Here is a 7,204-nt window from a genome sequence, read left to right as displayed (position 1 = left end):
CCACTACTGCCCCGCTCCACGAAGTGTGCTCGACCAGCTCGAGATAGCCGTGCGGGAAGATCACGTGCGTGGCCACTGCCGTCACCAGTAGCGCGGCCGTCCAGCGCTTCAGGCGCCGCAGCTCGTCCGCGTCCTCGAGCAGCGCCAGCCCGGCGCACGACGCCGGCAGCAGCCAGATGAGGTATTGCGGGCTCAACACCTTCCCGCTGACGAGGAACGCTGACACCGCCGCGAGGGTCAGCCAGATCGTCGCGGGCAGACTGTGCTGAAAATCCTTCAGGCAGCGCCAACCGAGCGCCCACAGCGCGACCATGCCCAGCAAGAGCGCCGCCGTCGCGATCGTCGAAACCATGATGAGGACGGAGACACCGGGACCGTCGATCTCCCAGGCCAGCGCTCTGGCGAAGGAGACGTCGTAAGCCGCAGGGTCGATGGCCCAGCGCACCATCGCCGGAGTGGCCGCGACGGACTCGATCTGCAGGCCACGGTCGCCCTGGTAGTCGAGAGGCGACACGACCCGGTCCCAGCCACCGAGCAACAAGCTGACTCCCAGCAGGAACGCACCGGCCACCGCACCGCTCACGAGCACCCGAACCCGGCTCGACAGCGTCGCGGCAAGTGTCGGCAGCACCAGTGCGGGCCAGTACTTCACGCCCGTCGCCAAGGCACCGAACACGGCTGCCCGGCGCGGCGCATCAACCAGCGCGAGCAGGGCCAGCGCGATCAGGACACCTGGCAGGAGGTCGAAGCGCGCGTACGTCAGCGACCCGATGGCCGGTACGGCGGCCAGCCAGACGGCTGACGGCAGGGGAAGTCCGCCCATCTGCCCTTGTGTCGCAACGATCCTGCGCGCGAGGAGGACGCGCAAGAACGCCCCGTCGAGCGCGACGGCCAACAGGATCACGACGAGCGAGTAGTAGCTGGTGGCGTCGATCAAGGCCAGCAACGCGTAGGGCACCGCGAGGACGAGGAGTGCCGGCACGGGGTACTCGCGCAGTGTCCCGGCCACGCCGTCTGCACCGAGATCGGCGAGGCTCTCGCGGTAATGGTTCAGATCGAAGCCAACACCCGTCTCGACCGTGACCATGGCCATCAGCAGCACCAGTCGGGTGGTGGCCCACCACAGCCAGGCTGTTCGCGTCGTCGTCATCGGCGGCTTCCCCTGTCGCGCGCCAGGAGCGCGGCGCCGACGGCTCCGGCTTCGGGCCCGCTCTGCGCCGCGACCAGCGGCGGAACCGGACGGTAGGCGGTTCCCTGCAACGAGTCGGCGAGTGCGGCACGCGCAGGAGCGAGCAGGAGGTCCCCCACCGCGGAGACGCCGCCGCCGACCACGACGAGCTGGGGATCGAAGGCGGACACCAGTCCTGCGACACCCACACCCAGCCAGGTGCCGATCGACGCGAAGGCCTGCCGGGCGACCTCGTCACCGGCGAACGCCATGGCGGCGACCTCGGGACCGTCGAGGTGGCGGCCCAGTGCCACGCGCGTGACGCGCTCGAGGGCCCGCCCGCTGCAGTACTGCTCCCAGCACCCGCGCAGCCCGCACTCGCACGCCAGGCCGTCCGGCACGACCTGCATGTGGCCGAACTCTCCGGCCAGCCCGTTGGCTCCGCGGACCACACGTCCGCCGAGGACGAGCGCGCCGCCGATACCGGTGCCGATGGTGATCATCAGCATCGAGTCGACACCCTGCCCCGCCCCCACGACCAGCTCGGCGTGGGCCGCACAGTTCGCGTCGTTCTCGAGTACGACGACAAGGCCGGTCCGCGACGCGAGCCGCTCCCGCACGGGAGCACTGCGCCAGGGCAGGTGGGCGCCGAACAGGTAGCGCTCCCCGGCGGCGTCGACCAGCCCCGCGGCGGAGACCCCGAGCGCGACCGGCGCCCGGTCGTCGTACACGTCGCGGGCGGCGAGCTCGACGGCGTCCTCGACGGCCGACTCGGAGGCGTTCCGGCCCGGCATCGGGCGGGTCGCCATCGCCTCGACCGCACCGTCGGCCGACACCCGCACCGCCAGCACCTTGGTGCCGCCGACGTCGACACCGACCCACGTGTCCCCGGCCATCAGCGCTACCTCAGATGCGCGCGAGGTCGGACGCGCCGATGACGCCGGCGCGGTTGCCGAGCGCTGCCGGTCGCACCTCGGCGCGCGGACGGAATCCACGCCCTGCCAGCTCGCGGTCGAAGGTCGCCCGCAACGGGTCCAGCAGGAGGTCACCGGCCAGGCTGACGCCACCGCCGACGACGATCACCGCGGGATCCAGAACAGTCACCAGGGAAGCGATGCCGTGGCCGAGCCACGCACCGAGCTCCTCCAGCTGTTCGATGGCGAAGCGGTCACCGTCCTGGGCAGCCTGGGTGATCATCGGACCGGTGATCGCGGACGGGTCGCCCCCTGCGCGGTCCAGGAGGCCCTGTGCGAGCAGCGAGCTCCCGGCGACTGCCTCCCGCGTCGCCCGCACCAGCGCCGAGCCGCTGCCGTACTGCTCGAGACAGCCTCGATTGCCGCAGCCGCACAGTCGTCCGTCCGGGACGACACACAGGTGGCCGATCTCGGCCGCAACGCCGAAGGCGCCGCGCAGCAGTTGGCCACCCGTGACGATTCCGCCGCCGACACCCGTACCGACGGTGACCATCAACTGGTCGTCGACGTCGCGTCCGGCGCCGTGCCGGAACTCGCCCCACGCCGCAGCGTTGGCGTCGTTCTCGACGACGACCGGCAGTCCGGTGAGCCGGGCCAGATCGACGCCCAGGGGCTCGTTGCGCCACGCAATGTTCGGCGCGAAGAGCACCGTCGACCGGTCGGAAGCGATGTAACCGGCGGCCCCCACGCCGATGGCCGTCACCGGATGCTCCGCCACCAGTTCAGCGACGAGTCCTGCCGCAGCAGCCTCCATGGCCTCGGGGTCCGTGGCGGGCGACTCCACCCGTGACTCCGCGATCACCCTGCCCTCGGCGTCGACCACGGCGCCCGCGATCTTGGTGCCGCCGATGTCGATGCCGCACGTCAGGCCACCGGTCTGGATCGTCGTCACGTCGTCTCGTCTCCGTCGTCGAGGTCGATGTGCTCGACCTCGGCAGTCCGCGGATGCCCACTGTCCGCGCCAGGCGGCGGCGGGAGGGTCTCCATGAGTCCGGCAGCGGCCTGCAGCAACGACGACGCCGCGACCATCAGGTGCGTCTTGACCTCCGGGGAGGTCTGGCGCACGGCGTGCACGACACGACAGACCGGGCAGTAGCGGCACTCCGCCTCGCCCGTCGCGATGTGCTCGCTGACCTCGTGGGCCATCGCGGCTGCCTGCGCTGCGAATCCGCCGGCGCTTCCGGCCGCTTCGCCCGCCTGCTGGCGCGCGGCATCGGCCAGGGCACCGAAGAGCTTCATCGCCTCCTCGCCGACGCTGCCGATCTCGGGTTCCTTCTCGTCGGTCATCGGCGCTCCTCGCCTGTGCCGGCAGATGCCGCCGCCGGTGTCGGCTCGGCGAACCGGACTCGTAGTTCACCGTCGACCACGCGCGCACCGGCGACCCGCAGCCGGGCAAGCCCGGCGGGCAGGGTCAGCAACCGGCGATAGGAACCGACCGTCATGACGAGCTCGTCTCCGTTGCGGGCAAGGTCCACCTCCGAGCGGGTGACGAACGGCAGGGACAAGTGGACCACGGCCCCGCCTTCGTCGGGTCGGGACACCCGGAACGGGCCTTCCCCGATCGGCGGGGCAAGTGGGTCGGCGCCGTCGTACAACGCTGCGGCGAGGGCAGCGACCGCCTCGACCCCGACCGGCTCCGCCGGCTGGTACTCGGACGTGAAGATCGGCAGGCCGGTGAAGGACTCGGCAACCTCGGTGAGCACGCCCTGCTGTGCAGCCACCCATCCGGCGCGCCACTCGTCGGCCGCGTCGGCGGGAAACACCCGGTTCGCGACCACGCCGTCCACCCGGTAACCGAACAGGCACAGGCTGGTGAACGCCCGTCGGGCCTCGGCCAGCACCATCTTCTCGGGGGTCAGGACCAGCCGGACGCTGGCGTCGGGGCCCGACAGCAGGGCCTGCACGTCGTCGAGCTCGGCGTGGAGCCGGGTGATCGCATCGAAGACGTCATCGCCCGGCATGGGCACACCGGCCGCACGGTTGAGGATCGGGCGCAGAGCCTTGACCAGGCGACGCTGGATCGGGAGAAGCCGCTCGAGGTACCAGCCGAGGGCCTCGGGGAGAGCAAGCAGTCGCAGCGTCTCGGCCGTCGGGGCGCAGTCGACGACGATGACGTCCCACGTGCCGGAGCGCGCGTGCTGGCGCAGCTCGAGCAGCGCCAGCACCTCCTCGGCGCCCGGAATGACCGTCATCTCCTCGGCCGCCACCGGATCCATGCCGACCGCGTCGAGCACGGTCAACAGGTATCGCTGGATGTCGGCCCAGGACTGCTCGAACCGCAGCTGGGCGTCGACCTGCTGGAGGAACAGGTTCGGTGCCACCTCGGTCGGCTCGGACGGGCGGGCGTCACCGGGCGCGCCGTAGGCGTCCGCCAGGGAGTGCGCCGCGTCGGTCGAGATCACCAGGGTGCGCAGTCCGCGGGCGGCTGCGAGCGCAGCCGTACCAGCGGAGACGGTCGACTTGCCGACGCCACCCTTGCCGGTGAACAGAATGATCCGCACGGACTGGTCCTGCATCCGCGGCGCCTCAGGCGCCGGACTCGACGCGCTTCTTCAGGCCCTTGAGCGCGGTGTCGATCAGGATCTTCTCGCCCTTGCGCTTGAGCATCCCGATCAGGGGGATCGACACGTCCAGGGACAGTCGGTAGGTCACCTGCGTCGTGTTCGGCGCAGTCTCGCGCAGCACGTACGCGCCCTCGAGCGCCTTGAGCATCTTGCCCTCGACCAGCGACCAGGTGACCTGGTTGTCGCCGTCCCACTCATACGCAAGCGTGTACTCGTCCTTGATCGGCGACACGTCCAGCGCGAAGAACACCTCACGAGCCCGGCCACGCTGCGCATCGTCGTCAGCGTCGAAGGATGCCGTGACGTCCGCGACGGTGACACCCTTGGCCCACGCGGGATACGCCGGGAAGTCCGCGATGACGGCCATCACATCCGCTGCGGGGGCGTCGACAACGATCGACGAAGACGTCTGTTCGGCCATGGCGGCAGGCTACCGGACTTCGTCCCTGGGGATGGCAGGGGCCGGACGGCGGAGTACCCTTCGTGCGGCCCCACAGCAGGAGGAACGGTGCGCGAGTACTCCACCCCGCAGACGATCACGATCCCGACGTCCGGGAACCTGACCGACGATGTCGTCAGGAACGCCGAACAGGCTCCTGACGAGGCACAATTCAGCCGTTCGGACGACGCCGGCGGGTGGTACGACGTCTCGTGTGCCCAGTTCCTCGCCGACGTCTCGGCAGTCGCGAAGGGCCTGATGGCGGCCGGCGTGGAGGCCGGCGACCGGGTCGCCGTGATCTCGCGCACACGCTACGAATGGACCCTGTTCGACTACGCGATCTGGTTCGCCGGCGCTGCCACGGTGCCGATCTACGAGAGCTCGTCGGAGGAACAGATCCGCTGGATCCTCTCCGACTCGGGTGCCCGGGCGATCGTCGTGGAGGACCGCGGGCACGCGGACCGGGTGCGGCCCTCGCGCCCCGACCTGCCGGAGCTCGAGTACCTCTGGACCATCGACGGCGACGCCGTCGCCGAGCTGACCGGTCTCGGCTCCGGCGTGAGCGACAAGGAGCTCGAAGCCCGCCGTACGACGGCCGGCCCGGGCGACCTGGCCACCCTCATCTACACGTCGGGAACCACCGGCCGCCCGAAGGGTTGCATGCTGACCCACGGGAACTTCCAGACCGAGCTGACCACGGCCGTGGCCGAGCTCGACCGGCTCTTCGACTCCGAGGACGCCTCGACCCTGCTCTTCCTGCCGCTCGCGCACGTCTTCGCGCGGATCATCCAGGTCGGCTGCATCAAGTCCCGCACCCGACTCGGCCACACGTCCGACATCAAGACCCTGCTCCCCCAGCTCGCGACGTTCCAGCCGACGTTCATCCTCGCCGTCCCTCGGGTCTTCGAGAAGGTGTTCAACACCGCGTCCCAGAACGCCACGGCCGACGGCAAGGGCAAGATCTTCGACCGCGCCGCCGAAACGGCGATCGCCTACTCCCGCGCGCAGGACAACGGCCGCATCCCCGTCCGGATCCGCGCCCAGCACGCCCTCTTCTCCCGGCTCGTCTACGGACGCCTCCGCGCAGCCCTCGGTGGCCACTGCGAGTTCGCCGTGTCGGGCGGCGCACCGCTGGGTGACCGCCTCGGGCACTTCTACCGGGGTGTCGGCGTCACGGTCCTCGAGGGCTACGGGCTCACCGAGACCACGGCCGCCCTCACCGTGAACCTGCCCGACGCCCAGAAGGTGGGCACGGTCGGACGTCCCCTGCCGGGTGTCGCCGTCCGGATCGCCGACGACGGCGAGCTGCTCTTCCGCGGTGGCCAGGTGTTCGCCGGCTACTGGAACAACGATGCGGCCACGGCCGAGGCGCTGGATGCCGACGGGTGGTTCCGCACCGGGGACGTCGGCGAGGTCGATGACGAGGGCTTCGTCCGGATCACCGGTCGCAAGAAGGAGATTCTCGTGACCGCGGGCGGCAAGAACGTCGCCCCCGCCGTCCTCGAGGACCGGGTCCGCTCGGCCGCCCTGGTGAGCCAGTGCCTGGTGGTCGGCGACGGACAGCCGTTCATCGGGGCGCTCGTCACGATCGACGAAGAGGCCTTCCCCGCATGGGCAGACCAGCACGGCAAGTCGGGCACGATCGCGGACCTGGTCGAGGACGAGGACCTGCGCGCGGCGATCCAGACGGCGGTCGACGAGGCGAACAAGGCCGTCTCCAAGGCGGAGTCGATCCGCAAGTTCACGATCCTCCCGTACGACTGGACCGAGGAAGCCGGCCAGGTCACCCCGAGCCTGAAGCTCAAGCGCAACGTCGTGATGCGCGAGAGCCGGGACGAGATCGCCGCCCTGTACGCCTGACGACCACCGATCGGTCAGAGTTCAACCATCCGATCTGACCAGGCGGTCCCGGGTCTGGTCTCGGTCCGGTATCGAATGGTGGCGATTTTGCGACTTTCGTCACCTCCATACCGCGTCTTTCGCTAACCTCGCGATGCGCCACAGCCGGGGAGGGCGGGCGTACTGACATTTTCTTTCGGAGTGAGTTGTTGCCGGGGTC

General features: G+C 70.3%; 7 protein-coding genes. 1 reads left to right on the top strand and 6 read right to left on the bottom strand.

The genetic code is table 11. From position 1 onward, the window contains the following. The 6 genes from ACOADB_RS08250 to ACOADB_RS08225 all read right to left on the bottom strand — a co-directional run. The coding region (locus ACOADB_RS08250; protein WP_378597478.1) for a hypothetical protein at nt 1–1,150 on the bottom strand (1,150 nt) is incomplete at its 3' end. Then, on the bottom strand, nt 1,147–2,064 hold the full coding sequence (locus tag ACOADB_RS08245; protein ID WP_378597477.1) for an ROK family protein: 918 nt from the start codon (nt 2,062–2,064) through the stop codon (nt 1,147–1,149). The genes ACOADB_RS08245 and ACOADB_RS08250, both read right to left, overlap by 4 nt. Nucleotides 2,065–2,074: 10 nt before the next feature. Further along, nucleotides 2,075–3,034 carry an ROK family glucokinase gene (locus ACOADB_RS08240; protein WP_378597476.1) on the bottom strand — a complete coding sequence of 320 codons (960 nt, stop codon included), beginning with the start codon at nt 3,032–3,034 and terminating at the stop codon, nt 2,075–2,077. After that, nucleotides 3,031–3,429 (bottom strand): hypothetical protein, encoded by a 399-nt coding sequence (locus ACOADB_RS08235; RefSeq protein WP_378597475.1) that lies wholly within the window; start codon nt 3,427–3,429, stop codon nt 3,031–3,033. Before ACOADB_RS08235 ends, ACOADB_RS08240 begins: the two co-directional genes overlap by 4 nt. Beyond that, on the bottom strand, nt 3,426–4,658 hold the full coding sequence (locus tag ACOADB_RS08230) for an ArsA family ATPase (protein WP_378597474.1): 1,233 nt from the start codon (nt 4,656–4,658) through the stop codon (nt 3,426–3,428). Before ACOADB_RS08230 ends, ACOADB_RS08235 begins: the two co-directional genes overlap by 4 nt. 10 nt (nt 4,659–4,668) lie before the next feature. Next, nucleotides 4,669–5,127: an SRPBCC family protein gene (locus ACOADB_RS08225; RefSeq protein ID WP_378597473.1), complete on the bottom strand. Its 459-nt coding sequence runs from the start codon at nt 5,125–5,127 to the stop codon at nt 4,669–4,671. 87 nt (nt 5,128–5,214) lie between these two features. On the opposite strand from ACOADB_RS08225, the gene ACOADB_RS08220 reads away from it, so the two are divergent. Next, nucleotides 5,215–7,005, top strand: coding sequence for an AMP-dependent synthetase/ligase (locus ACOADB_RS08220; RefSeq protein ID WP_378597472.1), 1,791 nt, complete (start codon nt 5,215–5,217; stop codon nt 7,003–7,005). Nucleotides 7,006–7,204: the final 199 nt, after the last annotated feature.

This window comes from Nocardioides sp. CPCC 206348, assembly GCF_048654705.1.
Classification (GTDB): Bacteria; Actinomycetota; Actinomycetes; order Propionibacteriales; family Nocardioidaceae; genus Nocardioides.
This window is presented reverse-complemented; position numbering and strand designations above follow the sequence as displayed.

What these genes read in the sequence shown, in the direction of transcription:
- ACOADB_RS08245 (WP_378597477.1), bottom strand. Translation starts at nt 2,064, where the DNA reads ATGGCCGGGGACACGTGGGTCGGTGTCGACGTCGGCGGCACCAAGGTG.
- ACOADB_RS08235 (WP_378597475.1), bottom strand. Translation starts at nt 3,429, where the DNA reads ATGACCGACGAGAAGGAACCCGAGATCGGCAGCGTCGGCGAGGAGGCG.
- ACOADB_RS08230 (WP_378597474.1), bottom strand. Translation starts at nt 4,658, where the DNA reads ATGCAGGACCAGTCCGTGCGGATCATTCTGTTCACCGGCAAGGGTGGC.
- ACOADB_RS08225 (WP_378597473.1), bottom strand. Translation starts at nt 5,127, where the DNA reads ATGGCCGAACAGACGTCTTCGTCGATCGTTGTCGACGCCCCCGCAGCG.